The organism is Pedobacter chitinilyticus, from assembly GCF_003313385.1.
Taxonomy (GTDB): Bacteria; Bacteroidota; Bacteroidia; order Sphingobacteriales; family Sphingobacteriaceae; genus Pedobacter; species Pedobacter chitinilyticus.
In genome coordinates this window covers 759854-780328 of record NZ_QMHN01000001.1, presented here as the reverse complement: position 1 = coordinate 780328, position 20475 = coordinate 759854, and the positions used below count along the sequence as shown (strand labels likewise).

General features: G+C 37.8%; 11 protein-coding genes. 1 reads left to right on the top strand and 10 read right to left on the bottom strand.

Annotated elements, in window-relative coordinates:
• Positions 1–120: 120 nt before the first annotated feature.
• The 9 genes from DUT70_RS03275 to DUT70_RS03235 all read right to left on the bottom strand — a co-directional run bounded on the left by DUT70_RS03275 (position 121) and on the right by DUT70_RS03235 (position 16434).
• Entirely contained in the window at positions 121–1299 is a 1179-nt protein-coding gene (locus DUT70_RS03275) for a glycoside hydrolase family 88 protein (RefSeq protein ID WP_113645856.1), read from the bottom strand.
• Between the two features lie 39 nt (positions 1300–1338).
• Positions 1339–2505: an alginate lyase family protein gene (locus DUT70_RS03270; RefSeq protein WP_205529722.1), complete on the bottom strand. Its 1167-nt coding sequence runs from the start codon at positions 2503–2505 to the stop codon at positions 1339–1341.
• Between the two features lie 9 nt (positions 2506–2514).
• Positions 2515–4977: a glycoside hydrolase family 2 TIM barrel-domain containing protein gene (locus DUT70_RS03265; RefSeq protein ID WP_113646550.1), complete on the bottom strand. Its 2463-nt coding sequence runs from the start codon at positions 4975–4977 to the stop codon at positions 2515–2517.
• A gap of 370 nt (positions 4978–5347) precedes the next feature.
• Entirely contained in the window at positions 5348–7978 is a 2631-nt protein-coding gene (locus tag DUT70_RS03260; RefSeq protein ID WP_113645854.1) for a glycoside hydrolase family 2 TIM barrel-domain containing protein, read from the bottom strand.
• Between the two features lie 125 nt (positions 7979–8103).
• Positions 8104–9984, bottom strand: coding sequence for a RagB/SusD family nutrient uptake outer membrane protein (locus tag DUT70_RS03255; RefSeq protein WP_162926560.1), 1881 nt, complete (start codon positions 9982–9984; stop codon positions 8104–8106).
• Positions 9985–9995: 11 nt separating this feature from the next.
• Positions 9996–13148, bottom strand: a complete 3153-nt coding sequence (locus tag DUT70_RS03250) for a SusC/RagA family TonB-linked outer membrane protein (RefSeq protein WP_240432012.1) — start codon at positions 13146–13148, stop codon at positions 9996–9998.
• A gap of 291 nt (positions 13149–13439) precedes the next feature.
• Positions 13440–15362 carry a 7TM diverse intracellular signaling domain-containing protein gene (locus tag DUT70_RS03245; RefSeq protein ID WP_113645852.1) on the bottom strand — a complete coding sequence of 641 codons (1923 nt, stop codon included), beginning with the start codon at positions 15360–15362 and terminating at the stop codon, positions 13440–13442.
• A 124-nt stretch (positions 15363–15486) separates the two neighbouring features.
• Positions 15487–15948 carry a MaoC family dehydratase gene (locus tag DUT70_RS03240; protein WP_113645851.1) on the bottom strand — a complete coding sequence of 154 codons (462 nt, stop codon included), beginning with the start codon at positions 15946–15948 and terminating at the stop codon, positions 15487–15489.
• Positions 15949–15969: 21 nt separating this feature from the next.
• Positions 15970–16434: a pyrophosphohydrolase domain-containing protein gene (locus tag DUT70_RS03235; protein ID WP_113645850.1), complete on the bottom strand. Its 465-nt coding sequence runs from the start codon at positions 16432–16434 to the stop codon at positions 15970–15972.
• 335 nt (positions 16435–16769) lie between these two features.
• Between DUT70_RS03235 and DUT70_RS03230 the strand changes: the two genes are divergently transcribed.
• Positions 16770–18674 (top strand): tetratricopeptide repeat-containing sensor histidine kinase, encoded by a 1905-nt coding sequence (locus DUT70_RS03230; RefSeq protein ID WP_128353281.1) that lies wholly within the window; start codon positions 16770–16772, stop codon positions 18672–18674.
• Here DUT70_RS03230 and DUT70_RS03225 read toward each other — a convergent pair.
• On the bottom strand, positions 18666–20453 hold the full coding sequence (locus tag DUT70_RS03225; RefSeq protein WP_113645848.1) for a chloride channel protein: 1788 nt from the start codon (positions 20451–20453) through the stop codon (positions 18666–18668). The genes DUT70_RS03230 and DUT70_RS03225 overlap by 9 nt on opposite strands.
• Positions 20454–20475: the final 22 nt, after the last annotated feature.

Here is a 20475-nt window from a genome sequence, read left to right as displayed (position 1 = left end):
GCAAAGGTAGTGTATTTTTGAGAGTAGTAAGGCCCCAGCAACTAAAATTACTGAGGCCTTATATTTGTTCTAAATCGCTTAGAAAGCGTGGTTGGTGATAACACCCACCAGAGGTTGTTATTAGAAGTTAAACTTCCCTTTGTATCTCAATAAGGCTTCAATATAGTAATAGTCAGCATAGTTGATAGGCACATCAATTTCTGAGTTTGCAGGCAAATGACCTGTGCTATGCTCCAATACAAAACCGTAGTTATCGCCAATTTTGCTGGTATAAGCCGTGCTTAAGCTGTAAAGGATTTTATCGGCCGCTGCTTTATAGCGTTTGGCATTTTTACTGTATTTAGCCAATTCATACAAAGCAGAGGCGGTAATGGCTGCCGCCGAAGCATCTCTCGAAACGTTAGGAATTTTTGGGTCATTATAGTCCCAATAAGGAACGCCATCCGAAGGTGTAGTTTTATTTGTGAGGATGTAATTGGCGATGGCATCAGCTTGCGCTAAATAGGCTGGCTTTTTGGTGTAGCGATACGACATGGTGTAACCGTATAATCCCCAAGCTTGGCCCCTAGCCCATGAGGATTCGTTAGCGTAACCTTGTGCGGTTGTTTTTTTAATGACATTACCCGTCTGTACATCGTAATCTACCACATGCCATGAGCTGAAATCAGGGCGATAATGGTTTTTAATCGTATGATCGGCATGGCTGATGGCAATTTTGTAGAAAGAAGAATCGCCTGTAAATTTAGTGGCCTCAAATAGCAATTCTAGGTTCATCATGTTATCAATGATTACTGGATATTTCCATTTGTCGCCATTATGATCCCATGATCTGATGACACCCGTACTTGGCGTAAAACGTGTCGACAAAGATTTTGCGGCTTGGATAATGACAGATTTATAAGCGGTATCGCCAGTTAATCGAAGGCCATTGCCAAAGGGACAAAAGATCATGAAACCTAAATCATGCGTACCTTTGTTAAACTGTTCTTTCTTGATGTCCTCGGTATATTTTTTCGCCAATTCTAGCCATTTTTTATCTTTCGAAAATTCATAGTAATACCATAATTGGGCTGGAAAGAAGCCACTGGTCCAATCTCTGGAAATCACCATTTTTAACTGACCCTTTTCCACCGTTCTAGGTGATACCAGATTAGGTTTGATTTTTCTAGCAGAATCTACATTCTTAACCAAAATATCGGTTTGAAGTTCTGCAGATTTGATCGACTTAGCAACATCTATTTTTTGCGCCTGCGCTCCTAACGTGGCAAGCAATAATGCGGCAGTAATTTTTAGTTTCATATGTGTTTATACTTGTTTTGTCCTAGTTCTATTATTGGATTACAACCAAATTAATGGGTGTCTGATGGGTAAATTTCTGATGACCTCGGCATTAGTTGGTTTTAAATCTAAACTTTTCCAAGTGTTAAACCAAGCTTGTTTACCAAACTGGTTGGCACCAAATAAAAGGAATGGCTGTGCCACTGGCCAGTTTTCCCAATACATTACATCGGGTTTTAAAGTCCATTTTGATTTATCTGCAATGTAGGGATATAGAAATTCCAGTCCTTTTTTAATGGATTTACCATTAGTGGTTTCGTAGGTCCATAAATTATCTTTTGGGGTTGACAGTATTTGGCATAAAGTGGTCATCGCATCTAAGTTGAAAATAGCATATCCATAAGGTTTTGTTCTTTTCATCTCCAATGGGAAACTGCCATCATCAGCCATTTGATTAGGCAAAAACACGTTTTTATACTGCAATCTCAACGAATCGAGCATAGGCTGATCATTTACCAGTTTGGCAAAAGAAGCGACTTGCATGGCCCAACAAGTTCCATGATTGTTCTTCGCATTTTTTTCTGCAATCCCATTCTTGTTCGTGTTTAACCACAGGATATAATCCGAAAACCACTTTTTAATGGTGGCTAAAGTTGCTTTATCCAATGACTTTGATTTTTCCATCACGATCACTCCTTGTGCTACTTCCATCAAATGAATAGAATCAATAATCCCCCAGCTTCTACCTGTAAATAAGCCTTTGATGGCTTGTGCGTAAGCTAAATTGGGATTCATTAAAGTCTCTTGGTTCACAAACCATGCTTTTAGGTGCGAAATGGCATGCTTAACGTATTTTTCATCGCCAGTAATTTGATAAGCCGAAGCCAATGCACCAATGATTTCACTAAAGCGAATCATGGCATAGCGATGGGCTACAAAATTTTCGGGATTCGACATCCCGTCTCTGTTGATGTATGGCCCTTCTGGATTTTTAGGGTCTGGCCAAAAATAGTCGGCTTCCGAAAAGAAATCGTGTTTGCCGCCTGCACTTTTAGGAGAGCTGCTTGCCGTAACGGTAACAGGTTGCTGTTTCATGGCCCAAGCTGCTTCCTTAAGTACTTGTGCTTTTAAAACTGTGGTGGCTTGTGCTTTAAATGTATTTTGTCCAAACGCAGCGGTAACAGTAACCGCGGTGAATAATAGGAATAGTTTCAGGCTTTTCATCATGATCATATGTTATTCAATATTTAGAAAAACGGTTGGTAAATCTTTAGCACTTACGGATACGATACTTTTCTTTTGGTTGGTTTTAAGCTTAATCATCGCTCGTCCGTTATAAAGTTGAACTTTAGAAGACCCCGTAGAAGTTCCTTGGTCTTTAATGAGTTCTCCATCACCAATTAAACTGAAATTAACTTCATTGGCAGCATCTAAACAAAGTACTTTATTCGCATCGTAAGCTTTTACTTCTACGGTGGCTACACCATCGGCTTCGCTGATTTTATTTAAAGTAAGTTGTGTTGGTTTGGCCCATTTTTCAGTCTGATATTCTTGCGTAATTTCATCGGTAACGGTTAACTTACCTTTTTTAGCGACTACTTTAAAATGATAAGTTCCTTTTTGCATTGGCACCGACCAACGTAAGCCCGCAGCAGGAAAATCTTGACTATTGCGTTTCTTCACGCCGAAGCTTTTTCCATTCACAAAAAGTTCAGCTTCATCACAATTAGAGTACACTTTTACCATTTTCTCTTCACCTTCTGCACCCCAACGTACTGGCCATGAGTGCCCGTAAATGTGTACCATTGGGATGTTGGTCCAATAAGATTGGAAAATATAGAAGGACTCCTTTTTGGTGAAATCACGCTCAATTACTCCTTTTTGGTTCACATAAGGTACTGGATTTTCAGGGCGGATAGGTGTACTGAAATCTTTAAAAGGCCAATAGGCCGTTCCCGAAAGCCAAGGCATGGTTTCTTGTTCTTTCAAATGCCAGTCGATGAGGTTGGCAATATAACTTTCACTCCAATCACCATCTTTACTTACCCTTGCAGCGCCACCGTATAAAGAGGCATCTCCTGCCCTTTCATCGGCACCGCCGCCTTGTCTGATCTTTAACAAAGCATTGTCTGGATTTTCAGAATGACGTCGGGCATGGCTATCTCCTCCCCATTCTACATGTAGGAAACGGTCTGACTTATCAAATTCGCCTTGCGAAACACTTTTATATTCGGTGTAGTTGCCACGATACCAACCCGCCCAAATAGAAGGTGAATAGACATCGACAATGTCTCTACAGAAGTCACAACGTCTAATGGCCGTGCTTCTTGATGGGTCTAATTGGTGCGACAAGTTATTAAGCTCTTTCATGTAAGTGCGGATCTTTTCTTTATCAAATTCGCTGAAATCACCAGGCCAGTCGTTTTCGTTACCTAATCCCCAAATAATAATGGATGGATGATTGTAATGTTGTTCAATCATATTGGTCAGCATACGTTTGCCTTGAGCTTGGTAAACTGCGCCGCCCAAACCACCACGACACCAAGGAATTTCCTCCCAAACCAAAATACCTAGGCTATCGCAAAGGTCAAGAATGATGCGAGATTGTTGGTAGTGACCCAAGCGAATGAAGTTTACCCCCATTTCCTTCATCATCTTCATTTCAGTTACCATCATTTCTTCCGTCATGGCAGCGGCAACTCCAGCATGGTCTTCGTGTCGATGCGTTCCTCGTAGCAACAATCGTTTTCCATTAATCGTAAACGGGCCTTTCTTTACAAATTCGAAATGCCTGAATCCTATCTTTTGACTCAATTGGTAAGTTTGTCCATTGGCAGATAAACTCAGTTTTACTTCATATTGGTGTGGTAACTCTGTCGACCATAATTTTGGCGATTTGACACTGGTTTCCAGCAATAAGGAATCACCTTTAAAAGTATTGATGCTTTTATCGATGCTCAAAACATTTTTTCCACTTGGATCAACCAAGTTGATTTTTAGGGTTGCTGTTTTGATTTGATCGGCGTTAAGCAATCTCGCTTTTATAGACAGTTTACCCAAACTTCCTTTGGCGTCAACTGAAGCATTAGCAAAAATCTTATCTACAGCCAAAGGCGGATTGTACACTAAATTTAGGTAGCGATAAAGTCCCCCGTAAACGTTGAAATCAGATAAACTGGATGGCATCATTTCCAAATCTCTACTGTTATCACAACGAATGATGACTGGTACCTTGCCCTTGAATTGCGTTTTATAAACAGGTAGCTTCTTAAAAGCAGCTACGGCATCGGTAATGTCAGCTGTCCATTCCTCGTAACCGCCCACATGTGAAGCTACTTTAGTCGTGTAAATGTATATTTCGGTTTTTTGCCCTGCGCCTTCAAAATGTAATAGCGTTCTACCGTTGGTGTACGGGTTCTCTATATCAATATTGGTGCGATACCAACCTGGTCCCTGATAATAATGAACATCGGGATTGGTGGCATCAGTAGCATTAAAGCAATGCGGTAAATTAACTTTTTGCCAAAACGGAAGTTCTTCTGGGTTTCCTTTGCCTGCGGTACGCACAGCTTCCCAAATACCGCCTAAATCTTGTTTTACAAACTCCCAATCCGTATTTAACCGTTTTGAATTTTGAGCTTGTAAAGCTTGGCTTACTGCAATTAAGCATAGAAATAGCAGTTTGATTTTTTTGAACATACTTAAAGTTTTTATTTGGTTGAATGCAGGATTTCCTCCAACATTTTTATCCCTGTAAGCTACAAAACGCTTTTTGTTTGGCAAACTATCTCCCTTATGTGCTGCTTCATTTTAATCGAATAAGTCTAATAGAAAATGTCGTTTCGTTGTTTAGTTCGTTAGTGCTACAGTATAACCTTTTTGATGTTTTATTTCTTTTTAATTAACTGAAATAAAGCTTATTAATATCGTTTTGGAGATAATTTCATTAACATATATCAATTACTTTTGAATAATTAATGATGTCTACTCCAAACCAAAACATGTTGAAAAAATAGCTGCGAAAAAACACGAAAACGTTTGCGGACTAATCTTCTTTTTTGGCAGACTATTATTTTACTTTTTTCACCTGAAGTGCATTTAAAACAGGCTTTCCTTCTACACTTTTAAAAGTGATTTGGATACCCTTATCATCGCTAACAGTACATTCAAACTTTCTTTCTACTTTTTGGGCGACGCCATATTTAGCTGCTAGGTTTAAAGCTTTAATTATCAGTTTGCCATTCAAGTAAGCATCAAAAATACGTTGAGGTGGCACATCCTTCCCTTCTGCAATCAAGCTATCCAAGTTATAGGGTAAATTGGTTTGTATGCCATTTCCCATGAGCTCTGCAAAATGTAAGGTGATTTCATATTTTCCTTTAGGTACAGTGAGCTGGTATCCATTTATACCTACCTGCTGGGTTTGGTAAATAGGATCGTTTTGTGTTCCCAGGATATTTTTATCTGAACCATAAGCCATCCTACCACTATTCTTAATTTTGAATGCTTCGCCACCTAAATGTCCCCAGCCGTTTTGTTCGTAAGCTTTGCTTGGTAGCCAAATTCGTTGCTGGTCATCTATAAATTGTCTTTGTGAACCCATTAGGATATTAAAAGAATGGGTTCCATTTAAAAAGGCTTGTGGCTGCAACACAAAATCAATAGTACTTTGATCAGTAAATAACTTTCCATTTTTGTAGCCTTTGGCAATGATTGTATTTTTACCCAATTTAAGATCAATCTGCCAATTGGCGAGTGTTTCTTTAAATGCCTTTTTTTCGTAAGTCTTTCCATTTACCGTTAACGTTCCGCTATCTAAATTACTGATGACGCTTAGATTTTGCTTAGTCTTAACGTCAGATCTTAATGTCCATGAACCATCACCAATTTTAATATAAGGCACTGGGCTAAAGTTTGCTTTGTATAAGAAATAGGTGTTTTTTGGTTTTCTATCCAAGGTGAGCAATCCTTTGTTGTTGATACCTGGCATGGTTTCGCTTCTAGTTTCAGAACTGAAATCGGATAAATTCCACGCTGCAGCACCCGCAATGAAGGGACGCTGCATAATGGCTTTGATATAGATTTGATGGTAGTCCATTCCATATTCCAAGCTTTTGTCGAACCTCACAGGAAGGTCGGCGTGTATTCTTGGATCAACGTCTGCCCCGTATTCGGTCACCATTAAAGGTTTATCGGGCATGGCTGCATGTATCTTGTCCAAATTAGGGCCAAAGTCTTCCGATTTTCCACCATACCAACCTTGGTAAAGGTTCCATCCTACCACCATAGGGATTTTAGTTAAACCTGCATTGGTATATCCATTTACATCACCATGATTGCTCATTAAAGTATAGCGTGTAGGATCCATTTTGCGGGTCAAATCTTCTAATTGCTGTGCAAGATTTTCAATATTCTTTAAATAGGTCTTCTTTCTCTCTGGATCATTTCCGTAGCGCATTTTAAGCAATACCTCATTCATATAGGCCCACATGATAATGCTTGGATGGTTGTAGCCTTGCTTGATCATTTCTACCTGCATGGCTTTGCAATTGTTGTAGAAGGCTTCGCTTTCCGTGATTTCGTTCACTATTGGAATTTCAACCGAGGCTAAAATACCCAAACGATCGCAGGCGTCGAGAATGGCTTGGTCTTGGGGATAATGTGCTACACGCAAAAAGTTCCCGCCCATTTCCTTGAGCAGTTCTACATCCTTTACTTGTAATGCCGAAGGTACGGCATTACCCATTTTTGCAAAATCCTGATGACGACTAGCACCGATTAATTTGGTTTGCTTTCCATTTAAGAAAAAGCCTTTTTCAGCATCAAAACTGAAATATCTTAAGCCAACATTTATTTTAATTTCGTCTAATACTTTATTCGTGGTTGGATCTATCAGCTTGGTGATGGTTTTATATAGATATGGTCTTTCGGGAGACCATAAAATTGGGTTCTTGATTTGTATTTGAGGGAGTTGAAAAGCATTAACACCAACGATGCTACTTTCTCCCACTTTATTGGCAACTGCATCGATAATGGTAGTGATTACTTTCAACTGTTTGCCTGTGTGATCAGCGATATTGCCTTTCACTTGAATGGTGGCATTTTGCTGGCTGACATTTTCTGCATGAATGTATACGCCATTTGTGCCATATTGCTCTTCTGCAAAATGCGCATCGTTAACAATTACCAAAGAAACATTTCGGTATAAGCCGCCAAAAAAGGTGAAATCGCCCGTTAATGGGGCTATGGCTTCATTGTAACTATTATCAACTTTTACAATGATTTCATCATTGCCATTAAATTTTAAATCGTTTAATGCAACCATGAAACCAGTATAGCCGCCGATGTGCTGTCCAATTTTTTTGCCATTTAAATAAACTTCTGTTTCTTGGTTTGCTCCACCAAAATCAAGATATATTTTCTTTGTTTTCCAACTAGGTTGAAGTTGAAGCTTTTTTTTATAGTAGCCCGCACCTCTATAATAACCAGGCACATCATCTAATACATCAAAGGCATTCCAGGTATGGGGAATATTTACAGGCGTGTATTTTAGCAGCGCATAACCTTGAGCTTTAGGATCTTTGGAGAAGCTCCAGTTTTGATTGATATTAATTGCCGTTCGTGGTTTTACATTTATTTTCGACTGTGAAAAGACTTGAAGGAAGCTGAATAAAAGAAGGAAAGTGAGTTTTGTTTTCAAGAAGATACTTTTAACGAGTGATCAATTAGAGGGATACTATTAGAATTATGGGGGAAGTGATTTAATAAGGAGCATCCATTTGGATGCTCCTCCAATCTACTAACCTATTTTATGAAAAAAAACCATTACTCAATTTTGTCCTTTGCAGGAACATTGCTTTCATAGCCTATATAACCTTTGTTTTGGTTAATATGTCCTGTGGTATTAAATCTTTGTGCTGATGCAGGAATTGGCCATAATACATGATATGAGGCTATAGTATATTTTACCCCTTGTAACGTTGGTACATTATTTTTGTAGAAATCATTCTTTTCCATGATGCGATCATAGAAGAAGTTGTTATCTGAAAAAGTAGCCAAGCTGTATGTTTTACCATTATAGGCAGGTTTACCCGTTTGTGCAAAAATGAAAGCTATACGAGTTAACTCTGTTTTACGTGACTCTTCCCAGAACAATTCTCTTGCACGCTCATCTAAAATGGTACCGATGGTAACTTTGCTGGCATCAGTTAAAAGGGTTGCATTAGCACGTCTTCTAACTTCATTAATATCAGCCATGGCCAAACCTAAATCGCCTTTCCAATAGTAAGCCTCTGCACGTAATAAATACGTTTCTGCTAAACGGAACACATACCAATCGGTATTAGTACCACGAGGCGGATTCCAATAAGGGTCAGTTGCCAAGGCATTGGTTGAATTGATGAATACTTTGTAGTGTGGCCAGCCAAACCAGTGACGAATGGTATCTAAAGCGCCGTTTTGAAATCTTTGTGCTACGTTTGATGAGTTATAAGGTTGCAATGGTTGACCATATAATGCTCTGTCGGCTAAATTTGAAGAGGTTTTTAATGCTGGATTGTTGTAAACTAAATCCGTCATGTCCATCCACATTCCTTTAGCATGTCTATAATCTGTATTGTCGGTCCAAATGTATTGTGTACTGTAAGGTGTACCACGGTACCTTCCAATACCTCTACCATACATTCTAGTCAATGGAATCTCTGCAGTAGCAGCATCTACCATTGCTGTTGCTCCAGAAGGCGTTTTTACGTTGGCAAAGTGCCATGCTGGTACGGTATTACGCATCAATTGTGAACCATTGGCGGTTGCACCTAAGTCACGAAATGCTTCTCTATCCAATACTAAAAATAAAGCTTCTCTATTTGCAGGAATAGCTTTGTTATCCATTCTGTGTAAATCCCATACCACGTTTTTAGTGATATCAGCAGCAGTGCTACCAAAGCGAGTGGTCATTAAGGCATATTTACCGCCATTAATCACATTGGTGGCCGAAGTGATGGCATCGTCAAATTTACCTAGGGCCAAATTTACTTTAGTGAGCAAATGGCTTACCGCACCTTTAGTTACTTCGCCTTTAGCCACATTATCGGTTACCCAAGTTTGAGCAAATTCCAAATCCGTTTTCATTCTTGCCAAAATCACTTCTCTTTTGGTCGAATAAAAATCGGTACGTGGGGCATCCAAATCTTTTAGTAAAACCGGGATATCGCCAAACTGATGTACCAATTTGTAATAGAAATAAGCTCTGTAGAAATAAGCCGTTCCTAAAATGGCATTTTTCTCTGCTTCAGAAGCATATTTAGGAATATCAATATTGGTAATTACCGTATTGGCCTGCCTGATGGCACGATATTCATTGGTCCAGTACCATCCAATTTTGTTGTAATCGTCACTGTTTAAATTGGCATCAGGAGTAATACGGGTAACTAAATCTTGAGCTGGTGTACTTTTATCAGTAGTACCTTCAACAGCCACATCTGAAAAAATCGATTCGGTTAGCATTGGCGCCGAGTCTCCAAAATATTCACTTCTTACGATTGTGGATACGCCAGCCAGGGCAGAACGCATTGCCGCTGGTGTATTTAAACTTGTTGGCTGGTAAGTAGATAGCATATCTGTATCTAAAAAGGCTTTTTTACAACCCATATCGGCCAACAAGATTACCGATAAGCATGATACAGCAATTTTCTTATTTATATTTTTCATTTTGATTAGCATTATAAAGAAACATTCAAACCTAAGGTGTAAATTCTTGGTGTAGGGCCATTATTCTCTGGATCCCAGAAATTCCAATCCTTGGTCCATACGTAGGCATTATTTACGTTGGCGTATATTTTCGCATTTTTCACTTTCACTTTGCCTAGTAAACTTTGTGGTAACGAATAGGCTACCGCTACAGCGTTTAATCTGATGAAAGAGTTATCTCTGTAAACGTTAAAGCTGGTACCGCTTGTTCCTGAATTTAATCTTGAATAATCATTAATTGGATTAGACGGGGTCCAATAAGGAACTTGATATGAAGTCATACGGGCAAATCCCACACTGCCTGGTTGGTTTTTAGCGGTATTGAATTGTTTTAATTGTCCCCAGTTAGAAAGTAATTGGAAAGAAACATCGAAGTTTTTGAAGATATTAAATTCGTTTCTCATCGCAAAAATGAAGCGGGGTGTGGTAAATCCTAAGAAATCTTTATCCGCATCACCATACACATAGTTTCCATCTCTATCTTGTAATTTGAAATCACCTGGTCTAATTGCCTTATTAAACTTATTGGCTTCGGCTACTTCGTTTTCTTGCCATACGCCTACCACTCTATAATCCCAAACACTATTGATATCTCTACCAATGAACCAACCGTTTGCAGGGTCGTCAGTTGGTAATGCCAGTTTAACAATCTTATTTCTAGAGAAAGACATGGTGAAATTCGTATTCCACTTGAAATTGGTGCTACTAAAGTTTCTGCTGTTCAAAGTAATATCCATCCCCTTGTTTTTGATTTCAGCTAGGTTTGAATAAACATAATCGTATCCAGTGATATCAGGTACTTTTTGCTCTACCAAAAGGTTATTGGTTTGTTTAGAATAGAATTCTACTGTTCCGCTTAACCTATCTTTTAATACAGAAAAGTCTAAACCAACGTTAAACGCCTTGGTTTCTTCCCATCTTAAATCAGAGTTGGCCATACGACCACCGTTAGCCAAGGTCGTAATCGATACTACGTTTCCATTGGCATCAAAACCAACTGATTTCCCTGTGGTTAATACCGCCAAAGCCGCATAAGGCTCAACCGTACCATTGCTTGGATTACGTAAATCCCTGTTACCATTTATACCATATGAAAAACGTAATTTACCATAGTTTAGCCATTTGATGTTTTTCATGAACGACTCTTCAGTAAATGTCCATGCTAATGCCGCCGCTGGGAAAGTAGCATCTTTAAAGTTCACACCAAATACTGAATAGCCATCTTTTCTTAACGATAAAGTAAGGTAATAGCGTTGCATCAAGCTGTAGTTCACTCTCGCCATTAAAGCATCACCTGTATATACTTTATCTTCGGCATTTACAGTTGGCAAAATACCCGCTGCTAAATTATGATAGCCCAAAAGATCGCTTGGAATAAAGCCTGAGTTACCTGCATTTGTCCACCAAGTTTGATATTTCTCTGCATTTGCAAGTAAGGTTACATCTACGTTATGGATTTTGCCAAAGGTTCTATTCCATTTGATCAAGTTATCTACTTGCCAGTTATAGCGAGTTTCGTTTGCTCTGGTTACTGAACCTCCAGGTGTTATTACGTTAGGGTTTTGTGAAGACAAGTGATTGAATGTACGATACATATCAATACCAGGGCTAAAATTAAGCTGATAAGTAATACCGAATGGCAAGGTTACTTTACCATACAAACTACCGAACAAGGTATTTTGTCTATTCATTCGGCTATTATAGGTCATATCTAAAAATGGATTTCTGGCATTTAAGCCCACATCATCCGTTGGTATTCTACGCAAGCTGCCATCGGGATTGTATTTGTCTCCGTATGGTGAAAGGTTGATCAACTGTCCCCAGTCAGCTTCAATAGCACCTTCGTCCCTATCTGCGTATTGGATATTGGCACCAACCGTCATAAATTTGGCAATTTGGCTTTCTAGGTTTAACCTAAATCTTACCGTGCTAAACTCGCCACCTTCAATTAAGTTTTGGTTTTTTTGGTAGCCTAATGACATGTAATATCTGATGTCTTCTTTGTTACCGCTCACACTTAAAGTATGGTCCTGACGGAAACCAGTTCTAAAAATGTCATCGTACCAATTGGTTGTTTTTCCAGCCATATAATTGGCTTTTTCATTAGCGGTTAAGCCAAGTCTATTCAACCATAAATCAACAGGATCTGCAGTAGTTTGTCCATTTAACCATTGTGTAATGGTTACTCCAGCAGGCAGGTTTCTTGGGTCGTTGTAAATATAACTTGGCGTTGAAGCACCGCTTCTCATTACATCTGCACGCCAATCTAAAAAACCTGGACCATCGTAAGGTCTCATGTTTTGTGCCAGTTGAGCCAAACCAACATTAGTATTAAAGGTAATGGTTGGTTTAGATCCTGTTCCTTTTTTGGTGGTAATGGCCACAACCCCAGTTGCTGCCTTGGCACCGTAAACAGCAAGCGAACTGGCATCTTTCAGTACATCTACACTTTCAATGTCGTTAGGGTTAATGTCAGATAATTGACCGTTGTAAATAATTCCGTCTAATACAATTAATGGCGAGTTACCAGCCGTAAGGGTTGATTTTCCCCTCACCAACAAATCACCACCACCTTTAGCACTAGTATTTAAGCTTACGCTCATCCCGGCAATATTACCTTTTAAAATGTCGGCCACACTTTGCGGATTTTCATTTTCTAAACGGGCTGCGTTAACGCTGGAAATGGCACCAGTCACATCTTTTCTACTTGCCGTACCATAACCAATTACCACCACTTCAGAAAGTCCTTTGGCATCATCTTCTTCTAGGGTAACTGTTACACTGGTTTTTCCGTTCAACGGTAATTCTTTTGTTTTATATCCAATGCTAGTGAATACCAATACGGCATTTGAATTGTTGGTTCTGATGGCAAATTTTCCTGAACCGTTGGTTACTACTGATAGTTGTGTATCTTTTATTTTAACGCCAACACCTGGCATAGGCACACCTGACGCATCTGTAACGGTACCAGTAATTTCCGTTTGCGCACTGTTTTTAAATATTTTTAATGATTTTTCAGATTCAGCGTTGTGAATGCTAGCTGAGGCTTTAAGTTGCAGAAAGAAACACCAAAGAAGCACCATGGCTACGTTCTGCAAAATCCTTTTTGATAGAATTTTACTCATACAGTTAAAAATTTGGTTTAATGGGTTAGTGTCAAAATGGGATTTGACAAGTGTAAATATAGAGGTGTTATTGTGATATTTACAATAGCAATTAAAACACAAACAACTGATAATTAGAATGTTATATTGATTTTGATACGCTTAAATCACAATTATAAAATAGAGTAAGTAACTGACTAGTTGCTATATGAACAGATCATAAAATTTTAAACTGATACGTTTAAAACGCAATAAAAAATCATCATAAAAAATTACGAAAACGTTTGCGTTAACAGAATTAAACGCCGTTTTCTAGGCATTTTTATCAAGTACTAGCTTGGCCCAGCCTAATTTACCAACGCCTCTGAGATCTTTTTTTCGCTCTTCCATTACCTTTTTAACTTTAGACGCATAGGCCCAGCAAGTACTTTGCCTAATACCAAGCTTCTCGGAAAGCTTGTGAGAAGAGATTGTTCCTTTGGAGCTATACATTAGATAGACCAAATAGAACGCTTTATTGATTGGAATACGGTTATTTTCGAATATGGTGTGGTGCAATACCGACTCTTCATACGCACATTTGGTACAGCGCCTGTTATAAGGTACTTTTCCATTGCAATAATTGGTGTGGTTACATTTTAAGCAAGTATATCCCCCAGCCCATTTTAGTTCAGATAGAAATTTGTAACAAGCTTCTTTATCAGGATATTTTAAACTGAATTCGTCAAAATCCAATTCAGTAGCATTTACACGAGCATCCGTAACCTTCTCAATACTTGTTTTAAGGTTGATGTTGTCGTTTTCCAACAAGACATTCATCCTCGAAATTTCTTCAGCCTGTTGTAGTAGCAAGTCATTTTTTAACAGTAGTTCAGAATTTTGCTTTTCGATCGTGTCATTTTGCTTTTGTAGGGCAATAGCTTGTTGTTTCACTTCTATGGTGCGTTTTTCAACCTTTGCCTCTAATTCTCTATTCAAATTATCCTTCATTTCAGCATTTAGCTGCATTTGCTTGATTATCTGCTTCTGTGCATTTTCTTTCTTCTTCTTTAGGATACGCACTTGATCTCCGATAGCGAAGGATAGAAACACCATTTCAAATAAAAAGCCAAAACTTAAGCTGTAGAAACCCAAGGCACCAGGAATGTGTCGGGCATAACCTAAAATATGAACTACCTTGATTACAAAGCCTAGGAACAGAAATGAATAGCCAACTACAAAGAAGCGAGCTGGCCTGTATCTCTTCTTCCATAAAATGTAAATACCTGTTATAAAGCCAATGGAAAGTGGTATAAACTCAATGAATTTGTATTTAAACCAATCAGGATTGTATATCAAGCAAACAAGAAAAAACAATAAACGAAGCAAAAGCACTACGTTAATCATTTTCGAAAAAACAGGTGCCTTTTGCTTAACGTGAAGTAGTTCCTTGGTGAAGATCAGTGCAAACGAGCTGATACAAAATAACGCTATTCCGTAGGCATATTCATTCCAAATGGGATGTTGGGGCCAAAAATACTGAAAAGCAATGCCATCAATAGACACCTCATACAAACCTACACTTAAAATGTACAAGATGTAATATAGGTATTGCCTTCTGCGTACGGCCAAATACATCAACAGGTTATGGAAACTGAAGATGAAGATCATGCCATAGAACAAGCCATAAGTAAGGTACTCGGTAAGCCCGTATTGTATAAACCTTTCAATGGTTCTGAATACAATAATGACGTTTACCCGATCTTTCGATTTGATTTTAAAATAATAATAATACTCCCCTTTTTTAAGGTTCTTAATTAGAAATTCAAAATTCTTATGGCGATATAAACGTTCTTTAAACGTTAAGTCGGCGCCAGAGCGGGCATGAACATACTTACCATTCTCATCTGGAAAGTAAACATCAATATGATCAGTAACTTGGTCAAAAAACTCAATGACACTCGATTTTTCAAAGTCTTCTTCAAACCTTACTTTTACCCTGTACCAATAGGTGGAGCTACGATTATAGTTTTTCGGATAATAATCTACATTAGGTTTAAATTTATTTTGATAGGCGGCACTTGAAATCGCATCGAAACTTAGCTCTCCCTTAGGATCTTCTAAGCCTACAATCTCTTTCGATTTAAAAATGTACTCGGCAGTATTATTGTTAATGACTACTGGTTGTTGCGCAATAGCACCGAAAGAAATGAGGAAGAATAAAAATAAAAATGCTCGTGATTGAATTTTAAACATTACAATGAAGTGCCAACATCCAGTTAGTTTTGTTTGGTAACGTTAAATATAGTCACTAAAATTGAAATAGGTATTCAAAAGAATAAACTTTGAACACCTATTTCACGTCAGAATAAGAATTTCTTTATGAATGGAAATGGTAAAGGAATACCACATCGCCATTGTAAGCAGGCTTTGTCTGGTCTTTAATTTCCAAAATGATATTTACCACTACTTTTGTGGTACCTCGTAAGTTTAAAATAGACTTTAAGCTAGCCTTTAAACGTACTTCGCTGTCAACGGTTACCGCCTGACCAAATTTTAAACTTTCGATGCCATAATTGATTTCCATTTTTAGGTTGCCAATTTTAACAATCTGCTGCCACAAATAGGGAACTAATGAAAGTGTTAAGTAGCCATGTGCTATGGTTGTTTTAAACGGACTTTCTACCGCTGCTCTTTCCGCATCAGTGTGTATCCATTGATGGTCCAACGTAGCATCTGCAAATTTATTGATTTGATCTTGGGTGATTTGATACCAAGCAGATGTGCCTAATTCGTTTCCTAAGTAGGAAGCAAAATCATCATGGTTGTTAATTTCAATCATATAATAAGTTATTATTTAATGCTATAGTAAACCTTTAAGATCCGCAGGAGAATAATTGATAGATTTTAAGGTCTTATCATCACCCTTGCGATAAACAAGATATAAGCCGTCTATTTCTTTAAAATATGCATCTACATTATCTTTTTGTTTATAGAAAGCGATGGTTTCTTCTGCCTCTTCTACTGTTTTGCAAGCTTTGCTCATGTTGGATCGGTGCACTTCATCAAAAAGTGTTTTAAATTTAGTACCTAGTCCAAATTCTAAAACAGCACCTGCCAATACATATTGCAAATCACATAATGCATCGGCTACCTCAACCAAGTCATCGTTATCCACCGCTTCTTGCAGCTCTTTTAGCTCTTCAGCAATCAAATCTATTCTCAATTTACTTCGCACTTTAGATGGGATGGCCGCTCGTTCTACAATGGGGTGTTTAAAAGTGTGGTGAAACTCTGCTACTTGGCTTAAAGCACTTAAATCTTCCATAATGATATTTTAAAAACGCTAAGGTTTAACAATTTGAGATGAATATCAAATTTTCTTATCAACAATAAATAAAAGCGATGGATGAAGCTGTTTATCAATATTATAAAATGTTAACTTCTTTTAGCTATATTTTTGGTAAATTTGTTTGATACTTAAGATACTTTTGATTATTGGAAAATCCATCAATATTTATATTAAGTCTACCTCTTTCTAAAGCCCTCAAAATCCAAAGCTTATTTGTTTTCACGCTTTTAGCTTTATCTATTTTTGGTTGTAATTCTAAGCAAAAAACTGATCCAGTCGTTAATAAAGGCCTTTCAACTAATTTTAAGCGAGTGGATAGTGTTTATTTAACCAGCAATTTAGCGGAAACCTCACGACTTTTAGATAGTCTCAAGCCAAAAATTGATGCAAACGACATTAATGAACTGACTAATTTTTATTACTATAAAGGCTTAACCAGTTATAAAGATACACTATCGATGAATAGGTATGCAGATAGTGCGTTGGCCTTTTTTGAAGACCCAAATAGGCAGCAGCAATTTCCTATGGCTTTTGCAAAAGCATTGATGTTAAAGAGTGATGTTTATGTTTTCTTTAAAAAATATGATAAGGCTTTAGAAAACTACTTCAAAATAAAATCAACCTTAAATAAAACGGACGACCCTCTAGTTTATGCAAATTACATTACTCGTATTGCACATCTTTATTATGTTCAAAACCTATTTAAACAGGCTGCAAATTATCATTTAGAAGCATTTAATGTTTTAGAATCTGTAAACGGCTTAGATCCAAGGAGTATGTTTCACATTAAGCAGGGAGCACTTAACAATGCAGGATTTTCTTATGAAAAAGCAGGAATGTTGGACAGCGCTGCATTTCTTTACAGAAAAGGACTTTCATTCATACAGCAGCAGCTAAAACAAAATACAGTCACTATTAATCAACACAATCAATCTAAAATAGTTTTGCTTGACAATTTAGGTGGATTAATGGCTAAGCTGGGCGAGCTAAAACTAGCAGAGCAATATTTACAGGAAAGTATTTCTTTGGATAGCGATGCCAAAGAAAAGATTAAAATTACGGCGTTTATGAAACTTGCGGATGTATATCGTAGGCTCAATAAACTTCAAAAGGCAGATTCATTATTAACCATTGCTAAAAACGTTATTCAGGAAAACCCATTTGATCCTTACTTATTAATGCCTCGCTGGAATAAGGCCAAAAGTGAGCTATATCTTTCTAAAGGAAACTATAAAGAAGCTTATCGTTTATTGAATAGATATAGCGTTGCGATGGATAGCATCAATGTTGAAAACGAGCTATCAAGGGTCGATTTAAAAGTTAGATTTAAAAATAAACAGACTGAACAGGATTTAAAGTCACTAACTAAAACTAACGAGCATATCACTTTTTATTTATTATGTGCCGCTGTTTTTATTATCATGCTCATTTGCATTGTATTTTTGGTAATTAAAAATGCTAGGCAAGCCCATAAAACCGAAAAAGCAACCATCAAGCATAGTGAAGAATTGAAAAAAGCGATGGTGCGTTTGGAAAATCGGAATAAGGACTATGCAAAAATGATGAAGGTAATGGCCCACGATTTGAAAAATCCGCTTGGGGGTATGGTCGGTATCAGTAATTTATTATTGGAAGAAAAGCGGTTTTTGGAAGACGATAGAGAAATGCTGCAGCTTATTTCCAGCTCTGGCAATAATGCTATCGAAATGATCAATCAACTGCTCAATTCCAATTTAGCCATTGAAAACGAGGTGCTCACTAAAGAAAAGGTAGATATCCAACATCTGCTGCGTCAATGTACTGAGCTTTTACAATACAAAGCCGACGAGAAGCAGCAAAAGATTATTTTTATTAGCGGTGGACCAGTTTATTTGCAATTGAGCCGCGAAAAAATTTGGCGAGTTTTCAATAACCTTGTGGTCAATGCCATTAAATTTAGCCCCAACCATACCGTGGTTAAAGTACTATTAGAACGGTTAGAGAAAAGCGTAAGGATTGCTATTATTGACCAAGGCATTGGCGTGCCGGAAAATGACAAGCAACGCATTTTTGAAATGTTCACTTCGGCCAAACGTACAGGAACTTCTGGTGAACAGCCATTTGGCATTGGTTTGTCCATCAGTAAACAAATTGTAGAAAGCCATCAAGGAAAAATATGGCTGCAGGACAACGTTGGGGGTGGAACAATTTTTTACGTGGAGCTGCCCTTAAGCTAGATAATCTGCCTGTTGGCTTAAAATGTCTCTATACTTGTTAAAAATAGAAGTTTTAGAAATAAGGCCAATATAGTTGCCTAAACTATCTACCACAGGCAACACCCATAAATTATCTTCCTCCATCCTATTCAAAACCAATTTAAGGTCACTGTTAAGGGTAATGGGAATAATTTCAGTATGCATTAAATCATTTACACGCAGGTCAGAATTTTTATCTGCTAGCAATTGTTCTAAAATAACTTCGACATAAATCACGCCTTTAAATTGTCCCTTTACATCTACCACAGGAAAAACATTTCGTTTCGATTTTAAAACATCATTTACCCTATCTCTTAACAAATCATCAACTACTAAAATTATCTGATCTTTTTCAATCAGTGCCTTTAGGTTCATCATGTTAAGTACCGTTGTATCTTTATCCGAATGATGTGAAAGCTCTCCCTTATCAGCTAATGGTTTGGTATAAATAGAATATTGGCTCACACTTCTGTTAATCAAATAAGCAATGGCCGTGGTAATCATCAAAGGTACCATCAAAATATAGCCACCAGTAATTTCAGCAATTAAAAATATCCCCGTTAAAGGGGCATGCATTAACGAGCCTAAGGCCGCCGCCATGCCAGCTACAATAAAGTTGGCAGTATTTACTTCGGCCAATCCCGAAACATTAATGCTGTAAGCCACCACAAAGCCTATTAAACCACCGATAATTAAACTTGGTGCAAATGTACCGCCATTACCACCAGCAGATAGCGTCACCAAGGTTGCTACTGATTTTAACATAATAGTAGCCACGGTAAAGGCAATTACTACCATGGGCAGATTGCTAAATTCAGCAAAAATACTGTTGCTAATGACTGAGCTATAATCGCCTTTAAGTAAATTGTTAATGGTAATATATCCTTCGCCATATAAGGTCGGAAATAAGAAAATCAACACGCCCAGCATTAAACCACCAATGGCAATTTTATGATAAGGATTTTTGATTTTATAGAAAGCGCCTTTCACTGCAGAATTAACCTTTCCAAAATAAATGGAATATAGACCCACCAACACCGCTAAAATCACATAAAAGCCCAATGCTTTCATTTGCCAGCCTTCTGTTACTAGATAAAACAACTGTTCGTTGTAAAAAGTTCTTGCCACTACAGAAGCGGTGGCTGCTGATAATAAAAGTGGAATAAAAACAGGAATAGTAAATTCAGGCAATAATATTTCAATGGCAAAAACAATTCCCGCAATTGGACTATTAAAAGCACCTGCAATGCCCGAAGCAGCGCCACAAGCCAATAGCAAAGTAGTTTCTCTGTAACTTAAGCCCAAAAACCTTCCTAAGGTTGAACCTATTGAGGCGCCGCTGGTAGCAATTGGGGCTTCTAAACCTGTAGAACCTCCAAAACCAACGGTGATAGCGGAAGTGATAATCTGTGAATAACTATTGTGCGCTTCTACCTTACTCGATTTTTTAGAAATGGCAAATAGTAAAGGCGTTAAACCTGTTTCGAACTTTCCCTTTTTGATGAACCTACGTACATAAAGTACCGAAAGTAAAATACCAATGGTTGGAAACAAAAGATACAAGTAATATTTGTATTGCCACTGTAAATCAGTTTGTAAAAAATGTTCTATCCTGTGCGTAATTCCTTTTAACAGCGAAGCCGCTAATCCTGCCAATATCCCTACCAGAACAGCAGCGATAATTAGAAAATTTTTGTTCGAAATTTTGCTTTGTCTGTATTGATTAAAACGGTCTACAAAATTTACAAACTTGATGTACATAATATTTATTTTAGTTTAACCA

What these genes read in the sequence shown, in the direction of transcription:
- DUT70_RS03225 (WP_113645848.1), bottom strand. Translation starts at nt 20,453, where the DNA reads ATGTACATCAAGTTTGTAAATTTTGTAGACCGTTTTAATCAATACAGA.
- DUT70_RS03255 (WP_162926560.1), bottom strand. Translation starts at nt 9,984, where the DNA reads ATGAAAAATATAAATAAGAAAATTGCTGTATCATGCTTATCGGTAATC.
- DUT70_RS03240 (WP_113645851.1), bottom strand. Translation starts at nt 15,948, where the DNA reads ATGATTGAAATTAACAACCATGATGATTTTGCTTCCTACTTAGGAAAC.
- DUT70_RS03250 (WP_240432012.1), bottom strand. Translation starts at nt 13,148, where the DNA reads ATGAGTAAAATTCTATCAAAAAGGATTTTGCAGAACGTAGCCATGGTG.
- DUT70_RS03275 (WP_113645856.1), bottom strand. Translation starts at nt 1,299, where the DNA reads ATGAAACTAAAAATTACTGCCGCATTATTGCTTGCCACGTTAGGAGCG.
- DUT70_RS03265 (WP_113646550.1), bottom strand. Translation starts at nt 4,977, where the DNA reads ATGTTCAAAAAAATCAAACTGCTATTTCTATGCTTAATTGCAGTAAGC.
- DUT70_RS03235 (WP_113645850.1), bottom strand. Translation starts at nt 16,434, where the DNA reads ATGGAAGATTTAAGTGCTTTAAGCCAAGTAGCAGAGTTTCACCACACT.
- DUT70_RS03245 (WP_113645852.1), bottom strand. Translation starts at nt 15,362, where the DNA reads ATGTTTAAAATTCAATCACGAGCATTTTTATTTTTATTCTTCCTCATT.
- DUT70_RS03270 (WP_205529722.1), bottom strand. Translation starts at nt 2,505, where the DNA reads ATGATGAAAAGCCTGAAACTATTCCTATTATTCACCGCGGTTACTGTT.